The 25,776-nt window shown below is 63.5% G+C and carries 19 protein-coding genes and 4 pseudogenes; 14 read left to right on the top strand and 9 right to left on the bottom strand.

Features of this window, described 5'->3' with window-relative positions; all coding sequences use genetic code 11:
- Window positions 1-11: 11 nt before the first annotated feature.
- The 3 genes from V1283_RS06210 to V1283_RS06200 form a co-directional block, all read right to left on the bottom strand.
- Complete coding sequence (locus V1283_RS06210; RefSeq protein WP_334385559.1) at window positions 12-815, bottom strand: FAD binding domain-containing protein; 804 nt, start codon at window positions 813-815, stop codon at window positions 12-14.
- 35 nt (window positions 816-850) lie between these two features.
- Window positions 851-1,336 carry a (2Fe-2S)-binding protein gene (locus tag V1283_RS06205; protein WP_334385558.1) on the bottom strand — a complete coding sequence of 162 codons (486 nt, stop codon included), beginning with the start codon at window positions 1,334-1,336 and terminating at the stop codon, window positions 851-853.
- A 180-nt stretch (window positions 1,337-1,516) separates the two neighbouring features.
- Window positions 1,517-1,963 carry a CoxG family protein gene (locus tag V1283_RS06200; RefSeq protein ID WP_247520761.1) on the bottom strand — a complete coding sequence of 149 codons (447 nt, stop codon included), beginning with the start codon at window positions 1,961-1,963 and terminating at the stop codon, window positions 1,517-1,519.
- Between the two features lie 158 nt (window positions 1,964-2,121).
- Here V1283_RS06200 and V1283_RS06195 point away from each other — a divergent pair, with 158 nt between their 5' ends.
- The 3 genes from V1283_RS06195 (at window position 2,122) to V1283_RS06185 (ending at window position 4,797) form a co-directional block, all read left to right on the top strand.
- The gene (locus tag V1283_RS06195; protein ID WP_334385557.1) at window positions 2,122-3,477 is read left to right on the top strand and encodes a 3-carboxy-cis,cis-muconate cycloisomerase; all 1,356 of its coding nucleotides are present in this window, start codon (window positions 2,122-2,124) and stop codon (window positions 3,475-3,477) included.
- 18 nt (window positions 3,478-3,495) lie between these two features.
- Window positions 3,496-4,278: a 3-oxoadipate enol-lactonase gene (gene pcaD / locus V1283_RS06190; RefSeq protein WP_334385556.1), complete on the top strand. Its 783-nt coding sequence runs from the start codon at window positions 3,496-3,498 to the stop codon at window positions 4,276-4,278.
- Between the two features lie 126 nt (window positions 4,279-4,404).
- Complete coding sequence (locus V1283_RS06185; protein WP_334385555.1) at window positions 4,405-4,797, top strand: carboxymuconolactone decarboxylase family protein; 393 nt, start codon at window positions 4,405-4,407, stop codon at window positions 4,795-4,797.
- Here V1283_RS06185 and V1283_RS06180 read toward each other — a convergent pair.
- Window positions 4,766-5,645 (bottom strand): annotated as a pseudogene (locus V1283_RS06180) (helix-turn-helix transcriptional regulator). The gene V1283_RS06185 and the pseudogene V1283_RS06180 sit on opposite strands and share 32 nt — an antisense overlap.
- Before the next feature lie 101 nt (window positions 5,646-5,746).
- Between V1283_RS06180 and V1283_RS06175 the strand changes: the two are divergent.
- Complete coding sequence (locus V1283_RS06175; RefSeq protein ID WP_334385553.1) at window positions 5,747-6,628, top strand: SDR family oxidoreductase; 882 nt, start codon at window positions 5,747-5,749, stop codon at window positions 6,626-6,628.
- A 150-nt stretch (window positions 6,629-6,778) separates the two neighbouring features.
- Complete coding sequence (locus V1283_RS06170) at window positions 6,779-8,008, top strand: MFS transporter (protein WP_334385552.1); 1,230 nt, start codon at window positions 6,779-6,781, stop codon at window positions 8,006-8,008.
- On the opposite strand, the pseudogene V1283_RS06165 reads toward V1283_RS06170, so the two are convergent.
- Window positions 8,007-8,170 (bottom strand): annotated as a pseudogene (locus V1283_RS06165) (IS5/IS1182 family transposase); the annotation flags it as partial. The gene V1283_RS06170 and the pseudogene V1283_RS06165 sit on opposite strands and share 2 nt — an antisense overlap.
- A 433-nt stretch (window positions 8,171-8,603) precedes the next feature.
- Here V1283_RS06165 and V1283_RS06160 point away from each other — a divergent pair.
- On the top strand, window positions 8,604-9,518 hold the full coding sequence (locus tag V1283_RS06160) for an SDR family NAD(P)-dependent oxidoreductase (RefSeq protein ID WP_334385551.1): 915 nt from the start codon (window positions 8,604-8,606) through the stop codon (window positions 9,516-9,518).
- 239 nt (window positions 9,519-9,757) lie between these two features.
- Here V1283_RS06160 and V1283_RS06155 read toward each other — a convergent pair whose 3' ends face one another.
- Both V1283_RS06155 and V1283_RS44575 read right to left on the bottom strand, forming a co-directional pair.
- Entirely contained in the window at window positions 9,758-10,006 is a 249-nt protein-coding gene (locus V1283_RS06155) for an Lrp/AsnC ligand binding domain-containing protein (protein ID WP_334385550.1), read from the bottom strand.
- Between the two features lie 46 nt (window positions 10,007-10,052).
- Window positions 10,053-10,226, bottom strand: a pseudogene (locus V1283_RS44575) (Lrp/AsnC family transcriptional regulator); the annotation flags it as partial.
- A gap of 136 nt (window positions 10,227-10,362) precedes the next feature.
- Here V1283_RS44575 and V1283_RS06150 point away from each other — a divergent pair.
- Together V1283_RS06150 and V1283_RS44570 are read left to right on the top strand one after the other, a co-directional pair.
- Window positions 10,363-11,967 (top strand): acetolactate synthase large subunit, encoded by a 1,605-nt coding sequence (locus V1283_RS06150; RefSeq protein WP_334385549.1) that lies wholly within the window; start codon window positions 10,363-10,365, stop codon window positions 11,965-11,967.
- 361 nt (window positions 11,968-12,328) lie between these two features.
- Window positions 12,329-12,509: pseudogene (locus V1283_RS44570) on the top strand (hypothetical protein); the annotation flags it as partial.
- A 720-nt stretch (window positions 12,510-13,229) separates the two neighbouring features.
- Here V1283_RS44570 and V1283_RS06140 read toward each other — a convergent pair.
- On the bottom strand, window positions 13,230-13,505 hold the full coding sequence (locus tag V1283_RS06140; RefSeq protein WP_334385547.1) for a hypothetical protein: 276 nt from the start codon (window positions 13,503-13,505) through the stop codon (window positions 13,230-13,232).
- Window positions 13,506-13,557: 52 nt separating this feature from the next.
- On the bottom strand, window positions 13,558-13,725 hold the full coding sequence (locus V1283_RS06135; protein WP_334385546.1) for a hypothetical protein: 168 nt from the start codon (window positions 13,723-13,725) through the stop codon (window positions 13,558-13,560).
- A gap of 371 nt (window positions 13,726-14,096) precedes the next feature.
- On the opposite strand from V1283_RS06135, the gene V1283_RS06130 reads away from it, so the two are divergent.
- From V1283_RS06130 to V1283_RS06105, 6 genes are all read left to right on the top strand, one after another.
- Window positions 14,097-15,014: an ABC transporter permease subunit gene (locus V1283_RS06130; protein ID WP_334385545.1), complete on the top strand. Its 918-nt coding sequence runs from the start codon at window positions 14,097-14,099 to the stop codon at window positions 15,012-15,014.
- An 11-nt stretch (window positions 15,015-15,025) separates the two neighbouring features.
- Window positions 15,026-16,345 (top strand): high-affinity branched-chain amino acid ABC transporter permease LivM, encoded by a 1,320-nt coding sequence (gene livM, locus V1283_RS06125; protein ID WP_334385544.1) that lies wholly within the window; start codon window positions 15,026-15,028, stop codon window positions 16,343-16,345.
- Window positions 16,342-17,175: an ABC transporter ATP-binding protein gene (locus V1283_RS06120; protein WP_334385543.1), complete on the top strand. Its 834-nt coding sequence runs from the start codon at window positions 16,342-16,344 to the stop codon at window positions 17,173-17,175. Before livM ends, V1283_RS06120 begins: the two co-directional genes overlap by 4 nt.
- Window positions 17,172-17,921 carry an ABC transporter ATP-binding protein gene (locus V1283_RS06115; RefSeq protein WP_334385542.1) on the top strand — a complete coding sequence of 250 codons (750 nt, stop codon included), beginning with the start codon at window positions 17,172-17,174 and terminating at the stop codon, window positions 17,919-17,921. Before V1283_RS06120 ends, V1283_RS06115 begins: the two co-directional genes overlap by 4 nt.
- 167 nt (window positions 17,922-18,088) lie before the next feature.
- A complete protein-coding gene (locus V1283_RS06110) occupies window positions 18,089-19,207 on the top strand; it encodes a branched-chain amino acid ABC transporter substrate-binding protein (RefSeq protein ID WP_334385541.1) in 1,119 nt (372 codons plus the stop codon).
- Between the two features lie 265 nt (window positions 19,208-19,472).
- Entirely contained in the window at window positions 19,473-25,760 is a 6,288-nt protein-coding gene (locus tag V1283_RS06105) for a HAMP domain-containing protein (RefSeq protein WP_334385540.1), read from the top strand.
- The last annotated feature ends 16 nt before the right edge of the window (window positions 25,761-25,776 follow it).

Genomic DNA, 25,776 nt, shown 5'->3' with positions numbered 1-25,776 from the left:
GGCCGGCAAACTTACTTCGCCGTCGCGGCTTCGACGGCGCGGCGCGTCAGCACGCCGATCAGATGCGCGCGATATTCGGCGCTGCCGTGCAGATCGCTGTTCAGCCCGTCGGCGGACACCGAGATGCCGTCGAGCACCTTGTGCGAAAAACGCTTCTTCAGCGCCTCTTCGAAGGCGGTGGCGCGGAACACGCCGTCCGAGCCGGCGCCGGTGACGGCGATGCGGACGTCCGATGGACGCTTGGCGGCGAACACGCCAACCAGCGCGTAGCGCGAAGCCTGGTTGCGGAACTTGATGTAGGCCGCCTTCTTCGGCAGCGGGAACATCACCTTGGTGATGATCTCATCGCTTTCGAGCGCGGTCGTGAACAGGCCCTGGAAAAACTCTTCCGCCTTGAGGCGGCGCTTGTTGGTGACGATGGTGGCGCCGAGCGCAAGCACGGCGGCGGGATAATCCGCGGTCGGATCGTTGTTGGCGAGCGAGCCGCCGATGGTGCCCTTGTGGCGCACCGCGGGATCGCCGATTCCGCCGGCGAGTTCGGCGAGCGCCGGAATGGCTTCGCCGACGATGGCGGATGTCGCGACGTCGGCATGCCTGGCGGTCGCGCCGATCACCAGCGAACGGCCCTTCATCTCGATGGCATCGAGCCCCTCGATATGGGAAAGGTCGACCAGATGCGGCGGGCTGGCAAGGCGCTGCTTCATGACCGGCACCAGCGTGTGGCCGCCGGCGATCACCTTGGCGTCTTCGTTCTTCACCAGCAGATTGGCGGCCTGCCGCACAGTCGCCGGACGATGATATTTGAATTCGTACATTGAGAACTTCCTGATCGCGGACGCGATGAAATCAATTAAGCGAGATCGGACTTGCCCATCGCCTTGGCGCCCGCGGCGATCGAGGCAACGATGTTCTGATAGCCGGTGCAGCGGCACAGATTGCCTTCAAGCTCTTCGCGAATGACGTGGTCGGAGAGGTCATGGCCCTTGCGATGGACCAGATCGACCGCGGTCATGATCATGCCGGGGGTGCAGAAGCCGCACTGCAGGCCGTGATGTTCCCGGAAGGCTTCCTGCATCGGATGCAGCGGCGCGCCGTCGGCGGCCAGGCCCTCGATGGTCTTGACCTCATGGCCGTCGGCCATGACCGCGAGCGTGGTGCAGGACTTCACCGCCTTGCCGTCGAGATGCACGACGCAGGCGCCGCATTGCGAGGTATCGCAGCCGACATGGGTGCCCGTCAGCCGCAGATTTTCCCGCAGAAACTGGACCAGGAGGGTACGGGGGTCGATATTGGCGTTTACGGGGTTACCGTTCACGATCAGGGAAATCTTGGCCATCAGCACTCTCTTGGCTGCACCGCCGCATATCGGCCGCGCAGGCGTTTAAAGTCATTCCAAAGCCTATAATATGGGCCATCCCGGTAATGAGCAACCTCAGGAGCCCCTCGCCTGGGGCATGGCCTGAGTGACTTGACGGCCTGTTCGACCGGGATGGGCCCGCGCAGAATCAGCCTTGAGTCACCCTTGCACGGCCTTGGCGAAATTGGCGAAGAACTCGTCGGCCAGTTTCTTGGCCGCGCCGTTGATCAGGCGCTGGCCGAGCTGGGCGAGCTTGCCGCCGATCTGCGCCTCGACATTATAGCTCAGCAGGGTACCGCCATCCTTTTCGGCGAGCGCCACGGTGGCGCCACCCTTGGCAAAGCCGGCGACGCCGCCCTCGCCTTCGCCCGAGATCTTGTAGCCATTGGGTGGATCGAGATCGCTCAAATTGACCTTGCCCTTGAAGCGGGCGGAGACCGGCCCGACCTTCATTTTGGCGGTGGCGCGGAAGCCATTGTCCTCGGTCTTTTCCAGTTCCTCGCAGCCGGGGATACAGGCCTTCAGCACTTCCGGATCGTTCAGCTTGGCCCACACCGCCTCGCGCGACGCCGCAAGCTGGACTTCGCCGTTCATTGTCATGGCCATGGGGGTGCCTCCTCGATCGCTTCAACCTGATATCCCCCAAGTAAAGCACGCCCGGGGCAAAAGGAAGGGCGATCAGCGATGCCTATTCGCAAGTGCAACAACAGCGATCCGACAAGGGCATTGGCATTGACAGGCCGGGATGGTTAGGTCGCGCGCAGATGAGCACCTCACTCTCCCCATTGCTTGCCCCGATGCTGTCGAGCGCCGCGATGCGCGCGATCTGCGACGACGCTGCGGCCTTGCAAAACATGCTGGATTTCGAGGCGGCGCTGGCGCGCGCCGAAGCCGCGCTGGGGGTCATTCCGGCAAGCGCTGCGGGACCGATCACGAATGCGTGCAGGGCCGAATCATTCGACCTCGCCGCGCTGGCTGAGGCCGCGACCAGGTCCGGCAACCTCGCCATCCCGCTGGTCAAGGCGCTGACGTCCAATGTCGCCAAGGCGGATGCCGAGGCGGCGCGCTATGTCCATTGGGGCGCGACCAGCCAGGACGTGATCGATAGCGGCGCCATGCTCGGGCTGCGCGCCGGCATCGATGCGCTGCTTGGCGATATTAATCGCGCCATTGCCGGCTTTGCCGGACTGGCGCGTCAACACCGCAATACCCCTGTCGTCGCCCGCACCTGGCTGCAGCATGCGCTGCCGATGCCGTTCGGACTGAAGCTCGCCGAATATGCCGCGGCGCTGCACCGCTCAAAACTGCGGCTGCAGCGCCTGCGCAGCGAGACGCTGGCGCTGCAATTCGGCGGCGCGGCCGGCACGCTCGCGGCGCTGGGCGACAACGGACTAAAGGTCGCGGAAGGACTGGCGGCGGAGCTCAAGCTGCCGCTGCCCGACGCGCCCTGGCACACCCACCGCGACCGCTTCGCGGAAGCCGCCTCGGTGCTTGCGATCGTTGCCGGCACCTGCGGCAAGATCGCGCGCGATGTTTCGCTGATGATGCAGACCGATGTCGGCGAAGCGTTCGAGCCCTCCGGCGAAGGCCGCGGCGGCTCCTCCACCATGCCGCACAAGCGCAATCCCGTCGCGGCGGCCAGTGCGCTGGCGGCAGCCACCATGGCCCCCAATCTTGCGGCGACGATCCTTGCCGCGCAAGTGCAGGATCACGAGCGCAGCGCCGGCCCCTGGCACGCGGAATGGCCGACGCTACCGACGCTACTACTCGTCACTTCGGGCGGGCTGGCGGCGATCGTCGATATCGCCGAGGGGCTGGAGATCGATGCGGCGCGCATGCGCAGCAATCTCGATGCGACGCATGGGCTGATCATGGCGGAAGCCGTCACCTTTGCGCTCGCCGATAAGATCGGCAAGAGCGACGCGCATCATCTGATCGAGGCGGCGAGCAAGAAGGCGGTCAAGGACAAGAAGCATCTGCGCGACGTCCTGACGGCGGATGCCAAGATCACCGCGCAGCTCGGCGCCGACAATATTGCAAAACTTTTCGAGCCGATGGCCTATCAGGGCGCTTCGCAAGCTCTGATAGACCGCCTGCTCGCTTCGCTGGACGACAAGTAAGAGACCGGAGAATTCAAGATGCCGATGATCGACGCCGACGGGTGCCTGCTCAACGTATCCGTCGAGGGCCGCGACGGCGGACCGACGCTGATGCTGTCGAATTCGCTGGGCGCGACCATGCAGATGTGGGAGCCGCAGATGAAGGCGCTGACGCAGGTATTCCGCGTCATCCGCTACGACCGGCGCGGCCATGGCAAATCGAGCGTGCCGCCCGGGCCGTATTCACTGGAGCGTTTCGGCCGCGACGTGCTGGCGATCCTCGACGACCTCAACATCGCCAAAGCCCATTGGTGCGGGCTGTCGATGGGCGGCATGGTCGGGCAATGGCTGGGCGCCAACGCGCCTGACAGGTTCGGCAAGATCGTGCTGGCCAACACCACCTGCCACTACCCGGACCCGACGCGCTGGAACGACCGCATCAAGGCGGTGAAGCAAGGCGGCATCGCAGCCGTCGCCGACGCCGTGATGGCGGGCTGGCTGACGGCGGATTTTCGCGAGCGCGAGCCGCAGATCGCGGCCAACATGAAGGCGATGATGCTGACCACGCCGGTCGAGGGCTACATCGCCTGCTGCGAGGCGCTGTCGACGCTCGACCAGCGCGAACTGCTGCCCAGGATCAAGAGCCCGACGCTGGTGATCGCGGGCCGCCACGACATGTCGACGACGGTCGCGGACGCCGAATTCATGCGCAGCCGGATTCCCGGCGCCAGCATGACCATTCTCGATGCGGCGCATATTTCCAACGTCGAGCAATCGCACGCGTTCACCGACGCGCTGGTGGGCTTTTTGACGCAACGCTAGACAATCGTCGTCATTCCGGGGCGCCTCGAAGAGGCGAACTATGATGTGCTATTGCACATCTGAGAATCTCGAGATTCCGGGTTCGATGCTTCGCATCGCCCCGGAATGACGACTCTGGAGGTACCAATGGACGACAACCAACGCCGCGACGACGGCATGGCGCAACGCCGAAAAGTGCTCGGCAATGAATGGGTCGACAAGTCGATCAAGAACCGCAACGCCTTCAGCACCGATTTCCAGGACCTGATCACCCGCTATGCCTGGGGCGATATCTGGACCCGGCCGCATTTCGACCATCGCACCCGCCGCGTGCTGGTGATCGGCACCATGGTGGCGCTGGGACAGTGGGATGAATTCCGCCTGCATGTCCGCGCAGCACTGGCCGAAGGCGGCTTCACGCCCGACGACATCAAGGAAATCCTGCTGCAGCAGGCGATCTATTGCGGCGTGCCAGCGGCCAACCATGCGGTGAAGGAAGCGAACGCGATCATCGCCGAACTGGGTTTGCTGAAGACTTAGCCGGGCGGGCGCCGGCCGTTCTGGCCTGCGATGTGACGAGTGATCTGACGCGATCGGCATCCGCACTGGTCGCCGGATTGTAGACGATCATGTTGAGGTCGGGCCGGCCATCGACGGCAAACGCAGAATATTCGAACGCGATCGGACCCAGGATCGGATGCCGGAGGCGCTTGACCCCCTCGCCGTGCACGTGAACATTGTTCTCACGCCATAGCGCTTCGAATTCGGGGCTGAGCCTGCAAAGCTCGTCCACGAGTTGGCCGACTTCGGAAACGGCGCCGGCGCGTGCCGCATCCGCCCTGAACGCGCCGACCACGAAGCGTGCCACGCTCTCCCAATCATGCTGTGCAGCCCGGACGCGAGGGTCGCAGAAGATGAGACGAAGGATGTTGCGCTGGCCCGGAGGCAGCGCGCCGTAGTCAGTCAGCACGACGGCGGCCGCGCGATTCCATGCGACGACCTCCCACGTGGCGGTCTTGACCAAAGCAGGACTGACCTCAAGCGTATCGAGCAGGCGCTGCAAACGGGGCGTTACCCCCTCGACGATCCTGTAGCGAACCTCCGGTGGACGCCCAAGCCCGAGCAGGAAAAGATGTTCGCGCTCGCTGTCGGTCAGCATCAGCCCAACGGCGATCCGGTTCAAAACGTCCGGCGAGGGAGCCCCACCCCGGCCCTGCTCCAGCCATGTGTACCAGGTCGGGCTGATGTTGGAGCGCTGGGCGACTTCCTCCCGCGCGCAGCCCCGGCGTCCGCCTGCGCCCGACCGGGAAACCGAAGGCGGCCGGATCAAGCCGGCTGCGGCGATCCCTCAAGTAGGCTCCCAGCGGATTCTCGGTGCCGGAAGACATGCTGATCCTGTTAGCCATTATACCATGATAAAGTCACTACTTTAATGGAATAAAAGCTACGCGATATTGGGTCTCCGAACAACAACAGCTGAGACTCTTTCATGCGCGTATTCATCACCGGCGCGACCGGCTTCGTCGGCTCCGCCATCGTCCGCGAACTGATCGCTTCGGGGCATGAGGTACTGGGTCTCGCCCGCTCGGATCGCGGCGCAGAGACGTTGGCGGCGATCGGCGCCAAAATCCATCGCGGTTCGCTCGAAGACCTTGAAAGCCTGCGCGAAGGCGCACGTAAGGCAGACGCTGTCATCCACACAGCCTTCAACCATGACTTCTCCAGGTTCGCGGAGAATTGCGCGGACGACCGGCGTGCGATCGAGGTGATCGGCGCGGTCCTGGAGGGGTCCGAGCGTCCCATGCTGGTGACCTCGGGGCTTGCGTTGATTGCACCGGGCCGCATCGCGACCGAGGAGGACAACGCTTCCCCCGATTTCCCGCGCGCTTCCGAGACGGCGGCCGCTGCCGTCGCGGCACGCGGCGTGCGCGCGTCGGCGGTGCGTCTTGCGCCGTCGACCCATGGTGCCGGCGATCATGGTTTCGTCCCGCATCTGATCAAGCTGGCGCGCGAGAAGGGTGTCGCGGCCTATATCGGCGATGGACAGAACCGCTGGCCCGGCGTGCACCGGCGCGATGCCGCCCGCCTCTACCGGCTTGCGCTCGAACAGGGCGTCGAGCGCGGCCCCTATCACGCAGTCGACGATGAGGGCGTCCCGTTCAAGGCGATCGCCGAGGTGATCGGCCGCAGGCTCGGCGTGCCGGTCGTCTCCAAGACTTCCGAAGAGGCGGCCGCGCATTTCGGCTGGTTCGCCGGGTTCGCGGGCATGGACATCCCGAGTTCGAGCGCGCGGACGAGGTCGGTGCTGGGATGGAAGCCGGAGCAGCCGGGGCTCCTCGCCGATCTCGATCAACCCCACTATTTCGCCTGAGCACGCCCAAAGCACGCCCAAGTGTCTTGAGCGCCGAACCGCGAGCGTGTATCGGCGCGAGCAAAGTGCCGGCTCAGCAGCATTGCTGGGCCGTGCCGTTGAAGTCCTGCCCAGGTGATATCTTTGAACTCCCAACCCCCGACGAATCCCGTGGCTGCATCCGGCTCGTTTGCAGCCATGAAGTCATCGCCCTATCGCGCCCAGTTCGCGGCCTATGTGCTGGCCATGATGGCCGACAATATCGAGCATGTGATCAGCTATTGGGTGGTGTTCCAGAAATTCCATTCACCCGCGCTGGCCGGCTTCGCGGTGCTGTCGCACTGGCTTCCGTTCCTACTGTTTTCGGTTGCCGTCGGCGGACTGGCCGACCGGTTCGATCCGCGTCGCATCATCCAGTGCGGGATGCTGCTCTTCATCGTGGCGTCAGCCGGATGGGGAATCTTCTTCATCACCGACACGCTTCAGATGTGGCACGCGATGCTGCTGCTCGTCATCCATGGCTGCGCCGGCGTGCTGTGGCAAACACCGAACCAGTTGCTGCTCTACGACATCGTGGGCCCGGCCAATCTGCCGAGCGCGGTGCGGCTGAACGCGACGGCGCGCTATCTCGGCATCCTGGTCGGTCCGGCCGTGGGCGGCGTCATCATGCTGACGCTCGGCCCATCCCACGGCATCATTTTCAACACGCTGTTCTATCTGCCGATGCTGCTCTGGCTGTTCTGGGCGCCCACGAAGGCCAAGGACGCGGCTCCCCGGCGCATCCCGGTCCGCGGCCTTGCCGACATCGTGCAGACCATCCGCGACATCGGCACGCAGCGGGTGCTGACCTCGATGACGCTGCTTGCCGGGCTGACCTCCTTCATGATCGGCAACGCCTACCACGCCCAGATGCCGGGTTTTGCCGGCGATCTCGGGCACGGCGATCCCGGCGTGTCCTACAGCGTGCTGCTGGCCGCTGACGCCGCCGGCGCGCTGCTTGCGGGCATCGCCTTGGAAGCGTGGGGACGGCTCAAGCCCAATCCCCGGACGGCCGTCGTGCTCGCCATTCTATGGAGCCTGTCCCTGCTCGCGTTTGCTTCCGTCGGGATTTACACGCTGGCGATCGCGCTGCTGTTTGCCGCGGGCTTCTTCGAGCTGTCGTTCAACACGATGGCGCAGGCCCTGGTCCAGATAAATGCCCCCACCGAGATCCGCGGCCGCGTCGTCGGCCTGTTCAACATGGCAGGCCTTGGCATGCGGGCCTTCAGCGGCATCACGGTGGGCCTCGCCGGTGCCGCGATCGGCATCCACTGGTCGCTCGGCGTGTCGGCCGGCGTGCTGTTGGCGTTTCTGTTCGTCCTGTATCGCCGCGTTGCAAGGAGCGGCTCGTCGCCGAGCTAGCACCTTGCTGGCGGGCAAGCTCCCTGATCCAGTCGGCGTCGTAGCCGCGATCTGCGAGCAGCATCGTTTGGGGAAGCAAGGCACTGAGGAGAACGGAACAAAGTCGATTCTGCCCCCTCGCGAGCGACCCATGGCTTGGTGATAGTTGTTGGCCACGCATGCCCGTGCTGGTCCACGGCGATACCATCAAGCTGCGATAGCTCGCCGCAAAGCCGCAAATGCTCTGAATTTACTTCCGCTTTCGGCGGCAGAGCGGACATGGCCGGACTTGCTGCTGGGTCGCCCCTGTAGCGAATGACCAACTGAGACATGGGCCGCACTCGCACCTGAAGACAAAGCTGACCCGCGGGTTGATGAGATGTATCTCAGCGGCGAGCGCCAGCGCCCAGTCCGATCCAGAAGCCGTTTCGCTGCGATTAGATCGGCGGTGTCGAAACCGTCCGTAAAGCGATCGTAAATCAGCCGGAGGCAGGCGACGGCATCGGCGGATCGACCCTGATCACGCAGCAGGCAGGCGAGACTCGTCGCAGCGCGCAACTCCCAAGACAAAATTTAACCGACGGAGCGCACGTAAACTGCTATCTTCGTCGGAACAATGACACGGTTCACGACCCACTTTGGATTCCAATCGACGGCGGCTGAAGTCATCGCCGGCGTCGACCTGACCGGGCGAAAAGCAATCGTCACTGGCGGCGCGGCGGGTGTCGGTGCTGAGACCGTGCGTGCCTTGGCCAGCGCAGGAGCCGCCGTGACGATGGCCGTGCGGCGCGTGGATGTCGCCGAACCGGTCGCGGCCGAGCTACGCCGGTCGGCGGGCAACCAGGCCATCGACGTCAAGGCCCTTGATCTGTCGGATCTCAGGTCCGTCAAGGCTTTCACCGATGCCTGGGAGGGCCCACTCGACATCCTGGTCAACAACGCCGGCATCATGGCCGTGCCGGAGCTCGAAAAGACGCCGCAGGGCTTCGAACTTCAGTTCGGCACCAACTTCCTCGGACACTTCGCGCTCACCATCGGTTTGCACACGGCCCTTGCTGCAGCTAACGGCGCTCGAGTCGTATCGGTGAGCTCCACCGGCCATCTGTTCTCGCCGGTGATTTTCGATGATCTGAATTTCGACTTCGTTCCGTACACGCCAATTGGTGCCTACGGCCAGAAGACTGCCGACGCGCTCTTGGCCGTCGGAATCACGCAGCGTTGGGCAGATGACGGCATTCGTTCCAATACGCTCCACCCGGGAGCAATTGCGACGGGGCTGCAGAAGTATACGGGTGGCCTCAAGACGCCTCCCGATCGGCGTAAGACAGCGGAGCAACGTGCCTCGACGTCGGTGTTGCTGGCAGCATCGCCTTTTCTTGAAGGCATCAGCGGTCTCTATTTCGAGGACTGCAACGAGGCGCAGCAGGTCACAAAACGGCCCAGCGACTTCACGGGTGGGTATGCTGGATATGCACTCGATCTGGAGAACGCCGAACGGCTTTGGAATTTATCCATGAAGCTGATTTCGTAGAAATTGGTACCCGGGTGGCCTCGCGACCAGCCAGCGTGCGAATCGCGGATAAACGTCACAAGGCATTTCGAGTGCAAGCCCTGTAAGCCTGGCAGGGCCTATCTCGGCTTATGGCCCATGGGCGACCTTGCGATCGCCGTCAATGTTCGCTTGGCAGCCAATAGCTGCCCTGCCCGCGCGGTCGTCTTTTGAACCGGGTCCTGTTCTATTGCTACGTCTAACGCCGCTCCGGGTGGCCCTCACAAACTGAGCGGCAAGGCCGTTGTCCGCTTCGTTTCCTCGAGAACAACACTTGATTGCGTTTCGCCGATACCTTCGATGGTCACGAGGCGGTCGCGAATGAAGCTCCTGAAGGCTTCGACGTCAGCGACACGAACTTGAACAAGATAGTCGTAATTGCCGGCCAACAAGTAGCAGCCAACGACCTGCGGCAATTTTCGGATCGCCTGTTCGAACGCCTCGAACGTCTTTGCGGACTGCGTGTTCAACCGAACGTTCACGAACACGGTGAGGCCCGACGCCCAAGCGCTCGGGGTTGAGGAGGGTGACGTAGCGGTCGATCAGGCCATCGTCTTCCATGCGCTTGACCCGGCGCGCGCACGGGGTTGCGGATAATCCCACACGTTCGGCAAGCTCCTGCATGGTAATCCGGGCGTTCTCCTGCAGGGCACTCAGGATCTTTCTATCGAACTCATCAAGCTGAACCATAGATCACCATATAATCGAGCTTCTATAGTGATAATCACCAAGATTGGCCGCCACAACCTATAAAACCGCTCAGAATCACTCAGGACGCAGGAGTATTACACTTCCATCGGCCTTTGATGGCCATGTGAGGTGACACATGAACGCTTTCGAAAAGATTGAGTGGCTTTCCAGAGACGCGATGCCAGCGCAGCAGCCGATGAACGGCGCAGAAAGCCTGGTGCAGACCCTCGTCAACAACGGCGTGAACGTCTGCTTCGCGAACCCGGGCACGTCGGAGATGCATTTCGTCAGCGCGCTTGACCGGGTGCCGGGCATTCGTCCGATCCTCGGCTTGTTCGAGGGGGTGGTTACGGGCGCTGCCGACGGATACGCCCGCATGGCTGGGAAACCAGCGGCGACCCTTCTGCACCTAGGCCCTGGTCTCGGCAATGGCCTCGCCAACCTCCACAACGCCCGAAAGGCCGCCACGCCTGTCGTGAACATTATTGGGAATCACGCGACGGTCCACCAGCGGTTCGATGCACCGCTGACCTCCGATGTCGAAGCGTTTGCGCGGACCGTTTCGCACTGGGTCCATGCTTCGAGGAACGCACGTGATGTCGCCGCGGACGCAGCGCGGGCCATTCAGGCAGCGCGCTCGGCGCCGGGCCAGATTGCAAGTCTGATCTTGCCCGCTGATACCGCCTGGAATGTTGCCGAACGTCCCTACCCGGCACTCCCAGTGAACGGGCCGGCGCCGGTCAGCCATGACGCGATCCTGCAGTCGGCCGCCGCGCTGCGCCGAGGAAACGTCGCCTTCCTGCTTCGAGGCGAAGCTTTGCGCGGCCGAGGGTTGCAGGCGGCCGGACGTGTCGCCGCCGCGACGGGTGCGCGGCTTGTCTGCGATACGTTTGCACCGCGGATCGAACGCGGCGCCGGCCGCGTGACCGTCGAGCGGTTGCCGTACCGACCAACTCCGGCCATTGAATTCCTCACAGGGATCGAGACGCTGATCCTGGTGGGCACTCAGGCGCCCGTGGCTTTCTTCGCCTATCCCGGACTTCCGAGCGAATTGACGCCGCAGGGCTGCATCCCGCTTGTGCTGGCTCAACCGCACGAGGACGGGCCTGCCGCACTCGAAGAACTCGCAGAGTTTATCGGCGCGAAGGCTCTTTCGGTTGTCGCACCTTATCGGATCCCTGATGCGCCGGAGGGTGACAACGCACTGACCAACGAAGCGATCATGCGCATCGTCGGAAGGTTCATGCCGGATCACGCGATCATCAGTGACGAGAGCCTGACCGCTGGCTTTCCACATTACGGGCTTCTCGACACCGCAGCCCCCTGCGACTACCTGCAAGTAGCTGGCGATTCGATCGGGGACGGCATCCCCGTCGCCACCGGCGCCGCCATTGCCTGTCCCGACCGAAAGGTCATCTCGCTGCAGGGGGATGGCAGCGCCATGTACACGTTGCAGGCGCTGTGGACCCAAGCGCGAGAGGGGCTCGATGTCACGACCGTGATCTACGCGAACCGCGCCTATGCCGTGCTCCACGAGGAACTGGAGAAGGTGGGAGCGGATGAGGGTGCCAAGGCATTCTCGATGCTCGATCTGCACAATCCATCCCTAGACTGGGTTCATCTTGCCCGAGGCATGGGGGTGGAGGCGGTCCAAGTCAACACCTGCCAACGCTTCAGCACTGCTTTCAAGTCGGCGATGAAACGGAAGGGACCTTTCCTTATCGAAGCAACTAACACCTAAGCCTCTGCAAGCGTCCGCGATGGGCGTTCACAAAAACACGAGGCATGACGGAAATGGCCGCAATCATTTGGTTGGTTGCGTGGCTCTACGAGCTGTTCATTTGTTCACTGCACACGCAGGAACGAAAAGACGCAACGGTTCCGTCAGCCGGATGTCGCCCTTTGGCCCCCATAGCGTCGTTTCGCTGCTATGCGGAATTTGGTCCGCTATCGGACCCGTTGCAGAAGTGGGTACGCGGGGAGCGCTACCCCAGTAACATGAACGTTATCAACATTTCCGCTAAAAGGTCGGAACTCGATCTGGGACGGTGACGTAGGCACGCGTGCAACATTTGATGTTCTTTGCACAACGGAGAAAGCCCATGAAACATGCACGAAAGACTGCCCTTGCAGCTTCTGCCTTTACGTGTGCGGCGTTGTTGTCCTTCGGTTGGTCTGAGCAAGGCGGCATCTCGCTGTCGATCGAGAGCGCCCAGGCGCGGGTGGGGCGCCCGCTGACGCCCGTGAGCGCTGCCGGTGTTGCGCGCCGGCACAACCGGCGGGCTGTTTACGGCGCCGGTGTAGTCGGCGCAGGCGCCGCAGCGGTCGGCACGGCTGCCGCGATCGGCACGGCTGGCGCGGTCGCGGCCACCTCACCTAACTGGGGATGGGGAGGCAACCCCTACCAAACAGGCACAGGTTACTACGCAGGTGGTCCTTACTACGGTGGGAATGTTCGGGGCGCCAGCGCGGCCTACTACGGCGGCGGTCCGTCCGCGGCGTGGGGCGGTGTGAGTAGCAGCGACCGCGCCCAGTATATCAAAAATCTTCACGACTCAGGGTATAACCCCAAGGACAACTTCAACGCGAATGGGACCGTCAAGACGCAATAGCGTCAGGTCTCGTTGTTCAATTAGTAGCACCCCTCACTACGCAGTGAGGGCCTACTACGCGGGCGGCCCTGGTACGGCTACAGCGGGTGGGATGACTGCCGGGCGCGCAACGCCATCTGGGTGCAAGCCCGGTACCATGACCAGGCTTGACGACGGACAGATGTACGCCGGCAAGTGAGCATACGCTCCGAGGCGGCTCCAGAGCCGCCTCGGAGCGCCTCGTTATTGGTCTATAGCGTCGTTTCGCTGCATGCGGAATTTGGTCCGCCATCGGGGCATAGCGGACTTAGCAAGCCGTCCGCCCGGCAGATTTATGGGTTCAAGGCCTGGCTTTGCTGAAGGGATAGCCCGGCGGACACAGCGCCGGCCTGCGGCTGCGCGGGCCGCTCGATCAGCCGATGACGGTGCCGAGCATCATCAGGAGCTCGGACGCATGCAGCCGAAGCGCGGCCGTCTCGCCGGCCTGCGAGGCCATCAGCACGCCGGCAAAACTCATCACGCTGCCGATCAAAAGCGCCATGCCGAGCGCTCCCTCGCAGCCGCCGGCCTTGCTGATCGACGCGCGGGTGATGAAAACCAGAAACACCGCAAGGAACGCCACCACGGTCACGCGGCCGAGCGCCAACAGCCATGCGACCCGAGTGGTGGCGATCCCGGAAAGCTGCAAAGAAAAGCCCCGCCTTTCGGCGGGGCCTTCTTTTATTCACTCACCAGTCCGGCTAGCGGTCCCGATCGGGCATCTGCTGCCCCTGACGGTTGGGATTCGGCTTCTCACGGCCCGGATCCTGCTGCTGCTGACCCGGCTTCTGGCCGCCACCCTGCTGCTGCTGGCCGGGTTTCTGACCCGGGTTCTGGTTCTGCTGGCCCGGGTTGTTCTGATTGGTCATTGGGGGATCTCCGTTGCTTGACCATAGTCGGAGTAAACGGAGAGGCATGGACATTCGTTGCAAGGGAACGCCGGTTCCGCCGCGATCATTGCGCGGCAAAGGCGTGGCAGGACTGTGAAGCGGGAACCCGTGCTGCAAAAACTAGCTCTGTACAAGCCAATTAAGCCGCAGCCGGCGCTGTTGCCGCCCCCGGTTCCCACTGTTAGAAACCGACACGACGCGTCGCATCGGGCTGCCGGAGCTCTCGCCGCGTCGATGGCTCTCTATAGCGTTTTCGAGCGAAGTGGGTACCGGTTCGCGTGAAGAAAACGCGTCAAAACTAAAACCAGAGCCTGTTCGGTTCAAAACCCAACAGGCTCCAACGGCAGCGCATGGATTATTTCGCCCAGCAACTGATCAACGGCCTCGTGCTCGGCTCGATCTACGGCCTGATCGCCATCGGATACACCATGGTCTACGGCATCGTCGGCATGATCAATTTCGCCCATGGCGATATTTTCATGATCGGCGGCTTCATTGCCTTGATCACCTTCCTGATCCTGGTCTCGTTTGGCCTGACCGCCATCCCCCTGATCCTGCTGATCGTGCTTTTGGTATCGATGGCGATCACGGCGCTCTATGGCTGGACGGTGGAGCGCATCGCCTACCGGCCGCTGCGGCACTCGTTCCGCCTGGCGCCGATGCTTTCGGCGATCGGTATGTCATTCGTGCTGACCAATTTTTCGCAGGTAGCCCAGGGCGCGCGCGTAAAACCGGTGCCGCCGATCATCACCGGTGGCCATACCCTGCATGAGGGCGCCGGCGGCTTCGTGGTGCAGCTTTCCAATATCCAGATCATCGTCGTCATCACGACCATTGTGCTGCTCGCGCTGTTCACCTGGCTGGTATCGAGCACGCGGTTGGGGCGTGACATGCGCGCCTGCGAGCAGGACCAGACCATGGCCTCGCTGCTCGGCGTTGACGTCGACCGCACCATCTCGATGACCTTCGTGATCGGGGCTGCGCTTGCTGCCGTCGCCGGCATGATGTACCTGCTCTATTACGGCCTCGTCGATTTCTTCATGGGTTTTGTCGCCGGCATCAAGGCGTTCACCGCGGCCGTGCTGGGCGGCATCGGCTCGCTGCCCGGCGCGATGCTGGGCGGGCTTCTGATCGGCCTGATCGAGACGCTTTGGTCGGCCTATTTTTCGGTCGAGTACAAGGACGTCGCCGCGTTTTCGATCCTGATCGTGGTCCTGATCTTTCTTCCGACCGGCCTGCTCGGCCGGCCCGAAGTCGAAAAAGTCTGACGGGCCACCGCGTGAGCCCACCCCCCGCCGCCCACACCTCGCGCGCACCTGGCGCCGCCTTCATCCTCAAGAAAGCGCTGATCAGCGCGCTGGTCGCGCTGGTGCTGTTCTCGCTGATGATCGGCGTGCGCACAGAAGCGGGATCAGACGGACAACTGACCTACTGGACACGCTTCGGCGACCTCGCCGCCATGGTCGCCGCCGTGTTCGGCGGCAGCATCGTCATCGAGTTGCTGCGGCAATGGTGGGGACCGGTCGACACCGTCAGGGTGGTCCCGGCCCCGGTGAAATCAGCGCTTTCGCTCGCCCGACGCATGGTCGCGCCGGTGCTGCTGGTGTTCACGTTCCTGGTGCCGGTCCTGTTCTACGACGAGCGCTACATTCTCGACCTCGGCATCCTCGTGCTCACTTACGTGATGCTCGGATGGGGGCTGAACGTGGTGGTCGGCCTCGCCGGCCTGCTCGACCTCGGCTATGTCGCGTTCTACGCCGTCGGCGCCTATTCCTACGCGCTGCTGGCGACCAATTTCGGATTGTCGTTCTGGGTCTGCCTGCCGCTCGCCGGCATTCTGGCCGCGTTCTGGGGCGTGCTGCTCGGCTTTCCGGTGCTGCGGCTGCGCGGCGACTATCTCGCCATCGTCACGCTGGCCTTCGGCGAGATCATCCGCCTCGTCATCATCAACTGGCAGAGCCTGACCGGCGGGCCGAACGGCGTCACCGGCATTCCCCGCCCCACCCTGTTCGGCATCCCGCTCACGCCCGGCGACGACGGGCTTGCGGCCATGCTCGGCATCGAATTCTCGCCGACGCATCGCATCGTGTTTCTGTTCTATTTGATCCTGGCGTTGGCGCTGCTCACCAATTGGGTCACGATCCGGCTGCGGCGGCTGCCGATCGGCCGCGCCTGGGAAGCGTTGCGCGAGGACGAGGTCGCCTGCCGTGCGCTCGGCATCAACACCACCACGACCAAGCTGACGGCGTTTGCGACCGGCGCGATGTTCGGCGGTTTTGCCGGCGCGTTCTTCGCGACGCGACAAGGGTTCATCAGCCCGGAATCCTTCACCTTCCATGAATCGGCGCTGGTGCTGGCGATCGTGGTGCTGGGCGGCATGGGCTCGCAACTCGGCGTCGCGCTCGCCGCACTGGCCATGATCGGCGGCTTCGAGCTGTTCCGCGGCCTCGAGCAGTACCGCATGCTGGTGTTCGGCATGGCGATGGTGCTGTTGATGATCTGGCGGCCGCGCGGCCTGATCGGCCATCGCGCGCCGACCGTGTTCCTCGAGCGCCAGCAGGCGATCTCATCCGACCTCGTCAAGGAGGGTCACGGATGAGCGGCGATCAGATCCTCACTGTCGATCGCCTGTCGATGCGCTTCGGCGGCATCGTCGCCGTCAACGAACTCTCCTTCAATGCCGAGCGGCGCAAGATCACCGCGCTGATCGGGCCGAACGGCGCCGGCAAGACCACGGTCTTCAACTGCATCACCGGCTTCTACAAGCCGTCGTCAGGCGCGATGCGGCTCACGCACGAGGACGGCCACGCCATTCAGCTCGAACGGCTGAACGATTTCCGGATTTCAAAGCTGGCCAAGGTCGCGCGCACCTTCCAGAACATCCGGCTGTTTCCCGGCATGACGGCGCTGGAAAACCTGATGGTGGCGCAGCACAACGCGCTGATGCGCGCCTCCGGGCTGACATTTCTCGGGCTGATCGGCGCGCCGTCATGGCGCAGCGCCGAACAGGCCGCGATCGATCTGGCGCGGACCTGGCTCGACCGCATCGGGTTGTTGGACCGCGCCGACGATGCCGCCGGCAATTTGCCCTATGGCGACCAGCGGCGTCTCGAAATCGCGCGCGCGATGTGCACCCAGCCCGCGCTGCTCTGCCTCGACGAGCCGGCGGCCGGCCTCAACGCGCGGGAAAGCGCGGCTTTAAGCGAACTGCTGCTCTCGATCCGCGGCGATCAGGGCACCTCGATCCTGCTGATCGAGCACGACATGACCGTGGTGATGGAAATCTCCGACCACGTCGTCGTGATGGACCATGGCGTCAAGATCGCCGAAGGCACGCCGCAACAGATCCGCGACGACCCCAAGGTGATCGCTGCCTATCTCGGCACCGACGAGGAAGAAGCCATCGCCGTGATGGAGAGCGGCACGTGAGCGCCGCATCGAAGACACCCCTGCTCGCGATCCGCTCGCTGCGAGCGGCCTACGGCAAGATCGAGGCGCTGAAGGGCGTCGATCTCGACATCAACGCCGGCGAGATTGTCGCTCTGATCGGCGCCAACGGCGCCGGCAAGTCGACCCTGATGATGACGATCTTCGGCCGGCCCCGCGCCCGCTCCGGTCGCATCGAATTCGACGGCCAGGACATTACGGGCGTGCCGACGCATGAGATTGCGCGGCTGCGCATCGCCCAATCGCCCGAGGGCCGCCGCATCTTTCCACGCATGAGCGTGGCGGAAAACCTGCAGATGGGCGCCGACGCGACCGATTGCAGCGAGGCCGACCGGGCGAGCGGCCTGGAACGCGTCTTCGCGCTGTTCCCGCGGCTCAAGGAACGCATGACCCAGCGCGGCGGCACACTGTCCGGCGGCGAGCAGCAGATGCTGGCGATCGGCCGCGCGCTGATGAGCCGCCCGCGCCTGCTGATGCTGGATGAGCCGTCACTAGGGCTCGCCCCCCTGATCGCACGACAGATTTTTGACGCCATCCGGACCCTGAACCGGCAGGACGGCCTGACCGTTCTGATCGTCGAACAGAACGCCAACCACGCGCTGAAACTGGCGCATCGCGGCTATGTCATGGTCAACGGCCTGATCACCCTGTCCGGAACCGGCAGCGAACTGCTGCAACGCCCGGAAATCCGCGCCGCCTACCTGGAAGGTGGCCGGCGGGAGCAGTAGCGCTGCTGCCACCCTGGCGCGCGCTGCGGCAAGATGCTGCGAACGGGCCGTGGATTTGCCCGAAAATTGCCGATGACTTCGTCGTAAAATCAGCCGACAATGGGCATGATTTTCGTACCCGGCCTGCCGGGTGCTTCCCGAAATCGACTGACCTGCGAGGATACCTCATGAAATCTCTGAAACTCATCGGCCTGGCTTTGGGCGCATCGTTGGCGCTGTCGACAACGGCGCTGGCGCAGGACATTTCCATCGCAGTGGCGGGCCCGATGACGGGCGGCGAATCCGCATTCGGCCGGCAGATGAAGAACGGCGCCGAACAGGCGGTGGCCGACATCAACGCCGCCGGCGGCGTGCTCGGCAAGAAGCTCGCGCTGCAGGTCGGCGACGATGCCTGCGATCCCAAGCAGGCGCGCTCGGTGGCGGAAAAGTTCGCCAGCGCGAAGATCCCGTTCGTGGCCGGTCACTTCTGCTCCTCGTCGTCGATCCCGGCGTCGGAAGCTTACGCCGACGGCAACGTGCTGCAGATTACGCCGGCCTCGACCAACCCCCTGTTCACCGAGCGCAAGCTGTGGAACGTGGCGCGCGTCTGCGGCCGCGACGACCAGCAGGGCCTGGTTGCCGCCGACTACATCGTCAAGAACTACAAGGGCAAGAACGTCGCCATCCTCAACGACAAGTCCACCTACGGCAAAGGCCTCGCCGACGAAACCAAGAAGGCGCTCAACAAGGCCGGCGTCACCGAGAAGATGAACGAGTCCTACAACAAGGGCGACAAGGATTTTAACGCGATCGTGTCGCGCCTGAAGCGCGACAATATCGATCTGGTCTTTGTCGGCGGCTACCATCAGGAAGCCGGCCTGATCCTGCGCCAGATGCGCGATCAGGGCCTCAAGACGGTGTTGATGGCGGGTGACGCCATGAACGACAAGGAGTTCGCCTCCATCACCGGTCCGGCCGCCGAAGGCACGCTGTTCACCTTCGGTCCCGACCCGCGCAACAAGGCGACGGCGAAAGCGATCGTCGAGAAGTTCAAGGCCAAGAACATCGATCCCGAAGGCTACACCCTCTATACCTATGCTGCGATGCAGGTCTGGACGCAGGCGGTGGCGAAGGCGAAGACCACCGATCCGAAGAAGGTCATGGAGACCATCAAGGCCGGCGAATGGGACACCGTGCTCGGCAAGCTTTCCTTCGACGCCAAGGGCGACATCAAGGTCATCGACTATGTGGTCTACAAGTGGGACGCCAAGGGCAACTACGCCGAGATCAATCCGAAGGGGTCCTGATCCCTTCATCGAAAGGGGTCGCCGCTTCATCGATCCAATGTCAAACGCCCCGGCTTGCCGGGGCGTTTTATTTCGGGTTCCAGATAATTTTTGGGCCGTTGGAACCATTGGGTTCCCTCCGAATTAAACAATTGGGCTGAGTTCCATGTCATTGATTTCTCGACCTTAACCGTTGTTCCAACTTGATCTGCCGGTGGGGCAGCGGTTCTATTTGTGAAATCGCATCTCAGCCACGAGATTCGAGCGAACTGGCCGAGGAAACACCATGAGTGATCTTTCCCCTGGAGCATCACCCTCGGCTCGCCGGGTCGCCAAACCCCAACCAGCCACCAACGGCACGTCCGATCCGATGCAGGATCTGCTGCATGCCTTGCAGGCGATGCGCGCGGGTGATTTCTCGGTCCGGATGACCGGCGACCACATCGGCATCGAGGGCAAGATCGCCGACACTTTTAACGAAATTGTCGCCGCCAACCAGCGAATGGCGCAGCAACTGGAGCATGTCGGCCAGGTCGTCGGCCGCGAAGGCAAGACCCGGCAGCGCGTCAAGTTCGACCTGTCGAGCGGCTCGTGGGCGGACATGGAGGGATCGGTCAACACGCTGATCGACGACCTGCTATGGCCGACCCGCGAAGTCACGCGCGCGGTCGCCGCCGTTGCCCAAGGCAATCTGCTGCAGACCGTGCAGCTCGATGTCGACGGCCGCCCCCTGGGCGGCGAATTTTTACAGTCGGCCAACATCGTCAACACGATGATCAAGCAGCTTTCCGTGTTCACCTCGGAAGTGACGCGCGTGGCGCGCGAGGTCGGCACCGAGGGCAAGCTCGGCGGCCAGGCCCAGGTGCCGGAAGTGACCGGCGTCTGGAAGGACCTCACCGAGAGCGTCAACTCGATGGCCAACAACCTGACCGGCCAGGTCCGCAACATCGCCGAGGTCACCATCGCGGTGGCCAATGGCGACTTGTCGAAGAAGATCACGGTGGACGTCCGCGGCGAGATCCTGCAGCTCAAGGAAGCCATCAACACGATGGTGGATCAGCTTCGATCGTTTGCCTCCGAAGTGACCCGCGTGGCGCGCGAGGTCGGCACCGACGGCAAGCTCGGCGGCCAGGCCATCGTCCCCGGCGTCGCCGGCACCTGGAAGGATCTGACCGACTCCGTCAACGCGATGTGCGGCAACCTCACCGCGCAGGTTCGCAACATCGCCAACGTCACCACGGCGGTCGCCCGCGGCGACCTCTCGCGCAAGATCACGGTCGACGTCCGCGGCGAAATCCTGGAGCTGAAGGACACCATCAACACGATGGTCGACCAGCTCAACTCGTTCGCCTCGGAAGTGACCCGTGTCGCCCGCGAAGTCGGCACCGAAGGCAAGCTCGGCGGTCAGGCCCAGGTCCCCGGCGTCGCCGGCACCTGGAAAGACCTCACCGACAACGTCAACTTCATGGCCTCCAACCTGACGGCGCAGGTCCGCAACATCGCCGACGTCGCGACCGCAATCGCGGGCGGCGACCTCTCCAAGAAGATCACCGTGAACGTGTCGGGCGAAATCCTGCAGTTGAAGGAAACGCTCAACACGATGGTCGACCAGCTCAACGCCTTCGCGGGTGAAGTCACCCGCGTGGCGCGCGAAGTCGGCACCGAGGGACGGCTCGGCGGTCAGGCCAACGTGCTCGGCGTCGCCGGCACCTGGAAGGATCTCACCGAGAGCGTCAATTCGATGGCGAGCAATTTGACGGCGCAGGTCCGCAACATCGCCGAGGTGACGACCGCGGTCGCCAATGGCGACCTGTCGAAAAAGATCACGGTGGACGTGCGCGGCGAAATTCTCGAGCTGAAGGACACCATCAACACGATGGTGGACCAGCTCAACGCCTTCGCCGGCGAAGTGACGCGCGTGGCGCGCGAAGTCGGCACCGAAGGCAAGCTCGGCGGCCAGGCCAACGTGCGCGGCGTCGCCGGCACCTGGAAGGACCTCACCGACAACGTCAATTCGATGGCCGGCAACCTCACCGCTCAGGTCCGCAACATCGCCGAAGTCGCGACCGCCGTGGCCAAGGGCGACCTGTCGAAGAAGATCACGGTGAACGTGTCAGGCGAAATCCTTCAGTTGAAGGAAACGCTCAACACGATGGTCGACCAGCTCAACGCCTTTGCATCGGAAGTGACGCGCGTGGCGCGCGAGGTCGGCACCGACGGCAAGCTCGGCGGCCAGGCCCAGGTGACCGGCGTCGCCGGCACCTGGAAGGATCTGACCGACAGCGTCAACTCGATGGCCGGCAATCTGACCGCGCAGGTCCGCAACATCGCCGAGGTCGCGACCGCGATCGCCGGCGGCGACCTGTCACGCAAGATCACGGTCGACGTGCGCGGCGAGATCCTGCAGCTCAAGGAAACGCTGAACACGATGGTCGACCAGCTCAACCGCTTCGCCGGCGAAGTGACCCGCGTGGCGCGCGAGGTCGGCACCGAAGGGCGATTGGGTGGGCAGGCCAACGTGCCCGGCGTCGCCGGCACCTGGAAGGACCTCACCGACAACGTCAACTCGATGGCTGGTAATCTGACCGGCCAGGTCCGTAACATCGCCGAGGTGACCACGGCGGTGGCGAAGGGCGACCTGTCTAAGAAGATCACCGTCGACGTCAAGGGTGAGATTCTCGAGCTGAAGAACACCGTCAACACGATGGTGGACCAGCTCAACGCCTTCGCCTCCGAGGTCACCCGCGTGGCGCGCGAGGTCGGCACCGAAGGCAAGCTCGGCGGCCAGGCCCAGGTGCCTGAAGTGGCCGGCACCTGGAAGGATCTCACCGACAACGTCAACTTCATGGCCTCGAACCTGACCGCGCAGGTCCGCAACATCGCCGAAGTCGCGACCGCGATTGCCGGCGGCGACCTGTCGAAGAAGATCACGGTCGACGTCCGCGGCGAGATCCTGCTGCTGAAGGACACCCTCAATACGATGGTCGAGCAGCTTCGCTCGTTTGCCGCCGAAGTGACGCGCGTGGCGCGCGAGGTCGGCACCGAGGGTCGATTGGGCGGCCAGGCCGTGGTGCCCGGCGTCGGCGGCACGTGGAAGGATCTGACCGACAACGTCAACCTGCTCGCGGCCAACCTCACCACGCAGGTCCGCAACATCGCCGAAGTCACCACCGCTGTGGCGCGCGGCGACCTGTCGCGCAAGATCACGGTCGACGTGAAGGGCGAAATCCTCGAACTGAAGAACACCATCAACACGATGGTCGACCAGCTCAACGCCTTTGCCGGCGAAGTGACGCGCGTGGCGCGCGAAGTCGGCACCGAGGGCAAGCTCGGCGGCCAGGCGCAGGTCCCGGGCGTCGCCGGCACCTGGAAGGACCTCACCGACACCGTCAACTTCATGGCCGCCAACCTGACCGAACAGGTGCGCGGCATTGTGAAAGTGGTGACCGCGGTCGCCGACGGCGATTTGAAACAGAACCTGACGGTGAAATCGAAGGGCGAAGTCGCAGCCCTTGCCGACACCATCAACAACATGACCGAGACGCTCGCGACCTTTGCCGACCAGGTGACCAGCGTGGCGCGCGAAGTCGGCGTCGAGGGACGGCTCGGCGGCCAGGCCAACGTGCCGGGCGCTGCCGGCACCTGGAAAGACCTCACCGGCAACGTCAACCTGCTCGCCGCCAACCTGACCTCGCAGGTGCGCGCCATCGCCGAGGTCGCGACCGCCGTGACCAAGGGCGACCTCACCCGCTCGATCCAGGTCGACGCCCGCGGCGAGGTGGCCGAACTCAAGGACAACATCAACACGATGATCGGCAACCTTCGTCTGACGACGCAGGTCAACACCGAGCAGGACTGGCTGAAGACCAACCTCGCCAGGTTCACCAATATGCTGCAGGGCCAGCGCGACCTCACCACGGTCGGCCGGCTGCTGCTGACCGAACTGGCGCCGCTGGTCAACGCGCATGTCGGCGTGATCTACCAGACCGAGGGCGCCGAGAATCCGCAATTGCGTCTGCTCTCCGCCTATGCCGGAGACAGCGCCAACCCGCACCCGCATGCCGTTCAATTCGGCGAGGGCCTGATCGGGCAATGCGCCATGGACAAGCGTCCGCGCCTGGTGTCGGACATCCCCGGCGATGCCGTTCCGATCAATTCGGCGCTGCTGCGGGTCATTCCGAAAAATCTCGTCGTGCTCCCGGTTCTGTTCGAGAACCAGGTCAAGGCGGTGATCGAGCTGTCTTCGATCTCTTCGTTCACGACCTCGCAAATGACCTTCCTCGAACAGCTCACGGACAGCATCGGCATCGTGCTCAACTCCATCGAGGCAACGATGCAGACCGAGGGCCTGCTGAAGCAGTCCCAGCAGCTCGCCGGCGAATTGCAGACGCAGCAAAAGGAACTGCAGCAGACCAACGACCAGCTCGAACAGAAGGCCCAGCAGCTTGCCGAGCGCAACGTCGAGGTGGAAAGAAAGAACCAGGAAATCGAGCAGGCCCGCCGCGCGCTCGAAGAAAAGGCGACCGAGCTTTCGCTGACGTCGAAGTACAAGTCCGAATTCCTCGCCAACATGTCGCATGAGCTGCGCACGCCGCTCAACAGCATCCTGATCCTCGGCCAGCAGCTCACCGAAAATCCGGACGGCAATCTGTCGGCAAAACAGGTCGAATTCGCCCGCACCATCCACGGCGCCGGCACCGACCTGCTCAACCTGATCAGCGACATTCTCGACCTGTCGAAGATCGAGTCCGGCACGGTGACCGTCGATGCCGAGGAGATCCTGACATCGAGCCTCCTGGAGACCGTCGGGCGGCCGTTCAGGCACGAGGCCGATAATCGCCATCTCTCGTTCAGCATCAGTGTCGACGAGAACCTCGCCCGCAGCATGGTGACCGACTCCAAGCGCCTGCAGCAGGTTCTGAAGAACCTGCTCTCGAACGCATTCAAGTTCACCGCGGAGGGCGGCGTGAAGCTGAACGTGGCGGCCGCGGTCGGCGGCTGGAGCGCCGAGCATCCGATCCTCGATCAAGCGCCCGCCGTCGTCGCCTTCGAGGTGACCGATACCGGCATCGGCATTCCGGCGGAGAAACAGAAACTGATCTTCGAGGCGTTCCAGCAGGCGGACGCCGGCACCAGCCGCAAATACGGCGGCACCGGCCTCGGCCTCGCCATCAGCCGCGAACTCGCGGGCCTGCTGGGCGGCGAAATTCACCTGCGCAGCGCGCCCGGCAAGGGCTCTACCTTCGTGCTTTATCTGCCGCTGAAATATTCCGGTCCGACCGTTGCGCCACGGATCCCTGCCTCGTCGCCATTCGCGTCGACGCCGGCGCTGCAGGTCGCAGCGACGCAGGAGCGGGTCATCGAGCAGTTGCCGGACGACCGCCTCAACCTCGAGCCGGGAGACACCATCCTGCTGATCGTCGAGGACGATCCGCACTATGCGCGGGTGCTGATCGATCTGGCGCACGACAAGGGTTTCAAGGTGCTGGTCGCCAGCCGAGGCGCCGAGGCGCTCGAACTCGCCAAGCAGTTCCAGCCATCAGCGGTTTCGCTCGACGTGTTCCTGCCGGACATGCTGGGCTGGACCGTGCTGAGCCAGCTCAAGCACAATCCGCTGACGCGGCACATTCCGGTGCAGATCATCACGCTCGACGAAGACCGTCAGCATGCGCTTGCGCGCGGCGCGTTCTCCTTCGTCAACAAGCCGACGACGACCGAGGGCGTCAGCGCGGCGCTGTCGCAGATCAAGGAATACGCAAAACCTCGCCGCAAGCGCCTTCTGATCGTGGAAGACGACGCCGCCGAACAGATGAGCATCACCGAATTGCTCGGTCACGACGACATCGAGATCCTCACCGCCGACACCGGCGCCGGTGCGCTGTCGACAATGCGGAACCAGCCGTGCGACTGCGTCGTGCTGGATCTGCGGCTGCCGGATATGAGCGGATTCGAGGTGCTTGACCGGCTCCGCAAGGACGAAACGCTGTCGAACGTGCCCGTCGTGGTGTTCACGGGCCGGGAACTTTCCGCCGAAGAAGATGCGGAACTTCACACCATGGCGCGAAGCATCGTGGTGAAAGGCGTCGAGTCGCCGGAACGCCTGCTCGACGAAACGTCGCTGTTTTTGCACCGTATGATCACGGAATTGCCCGCCGAGAAGCAGAGAATGCTCGAAAAGCTCAATAGCTCCGATGAGGATCTCGTTGGCAAAACCGCACTTCTGGTGGACGATGACGCCCGGAACATCTTTGCGCTGTCGAGCGTATTAGAACGGCGCGGAATGAAGGTGCTGACCGCGACGACCGGCAATGAAGCCGTTACGCTGGTCGAGTCCAATCCGAATATCGCAATCGTGCTGATGGATATCATGATGCCGCAGATGGACGGATATCAGACCATCGGCGTTATCAGGCAAAACCCGTCCTTTGGACGCCTTCCGATCATTGCGCTGACCGCCAAGGCGATGAAGGGTGACCGCGAGAAATGTCTCGAAGCCGGCGCTTCGGACTATCTCGCCAAACCCGTCAATACCGAGCAGTTGCTGCTCGCCATCCGAATGTGGCTACACCGCTGATCGGCGTAAGCAGATG

It is taken from the genome of Bradyrhizobium sp. AZCC 2262, from assembly GCF_036924535.1.
Taxonomy (GTDB): Bacteria; Pseudomonadota; Alphaproteobacteria; order Rhizobiales; family Xanthobacteraceae; genus Bradyrhizobium.
The sequence above is the reverse complement of the archived record's forward strand: the minus strand, read 5'-3'. Positions and strand labels throughout refer to the sequence as shown.

Coding starts and splice junctions, on each gene's coding strand:
- V1283_RS06210 (WP_334385559.1), bottom strand. CDS start 815: ATGTACGAATTCAAATATCATCGTCCGGCGACTGTGCGGCAGGCCGCC.
- V1283_RS06205 (WP_334385558.1), bottom strand. CDS start 1,336: ATGGCCAAGATTTCCCTGATCGTGAACGGTAACCCCGTAAACGCCAAT.
- V1283_RS06200 (WP_247520761.1), bottom strand. CDS start 1,963: ATGGCCATGACAATGAACGGCGAAGTCCAGCTTGCGGCGTCGCGCGAG.
- V1283_RS06195 (WP_334385557.1), top strand. CDS start 2,122: ATGAGCACCTCACTCTCCCCATTGCTTGCCCCGATGCTGTCGAGCGCC.
- pcaD (WP_334385556.1), top strand. CDS start 3,496: ATGCCGATGATCGACGCCGACGGGTGCCTGCTCAACGTATCCGTCGAG.
- V1283_RS06185 (WP_334385555.1), top strand. CDS start 4,405: ATGGACGACAACCAACGCCGCGACGACGGCATGGCGCAACGCCGAAAA.
- V1283_RS06175 (WP_334385553.1), top strand. CDS start 5,747: ATGCGCGTATTCATCACCGGCGCGACCGGCTTCGTCGGCTCCGCCATC.
- V1283_RS06160 (WP_334385551.1), top strand. CDS start 8,604: ATGACACGGTTCACGACCCACTTTGGATTCCAATCGACGGCGGCTGAA.
- V1283_RS06150 (WP_334385549.1), top strand. CDS start 10,363: ATGAACGCTTTCGAAAAGATTGAGTGGCTTTCCAGAGACGCGATGCCA.
- V1283_RS06135 (WP_334385546.1), bottom strand. CDS start 13,725: ATGACCAATCAGAACAACCCGGGCCAGCAGAACCAGAACCCGGGTCAG.
- V1283_RS06130 (WP_334385545.1), top strand. CDS start 14,097: ATGGATTATTTCGCCCAGCAACTGATCAACGGCCTCGTGCTCGGCTCG.
- V1283_RS06120 (WP_334385543.1), top strand. CDS start 16,342: ATGAGCGGCGATCAGATCCTCACTGTCGATCGCCTGTCGATGCGCTTC.
- V1283_RS06110 (WP_334385541.1), top strand. CDS start 18,089: ATGAAATCTCTGAAACTCATCGGCCTGGCTTTGGGCGCATCGTTGGCG.
- V1283_RS06105 (WP_334385540.1), top strand. CDS start 19,473: ATGAGTGATCTTTCCCCTGGAGCATCACCCTCGGCTCGCCGGGTCGCC.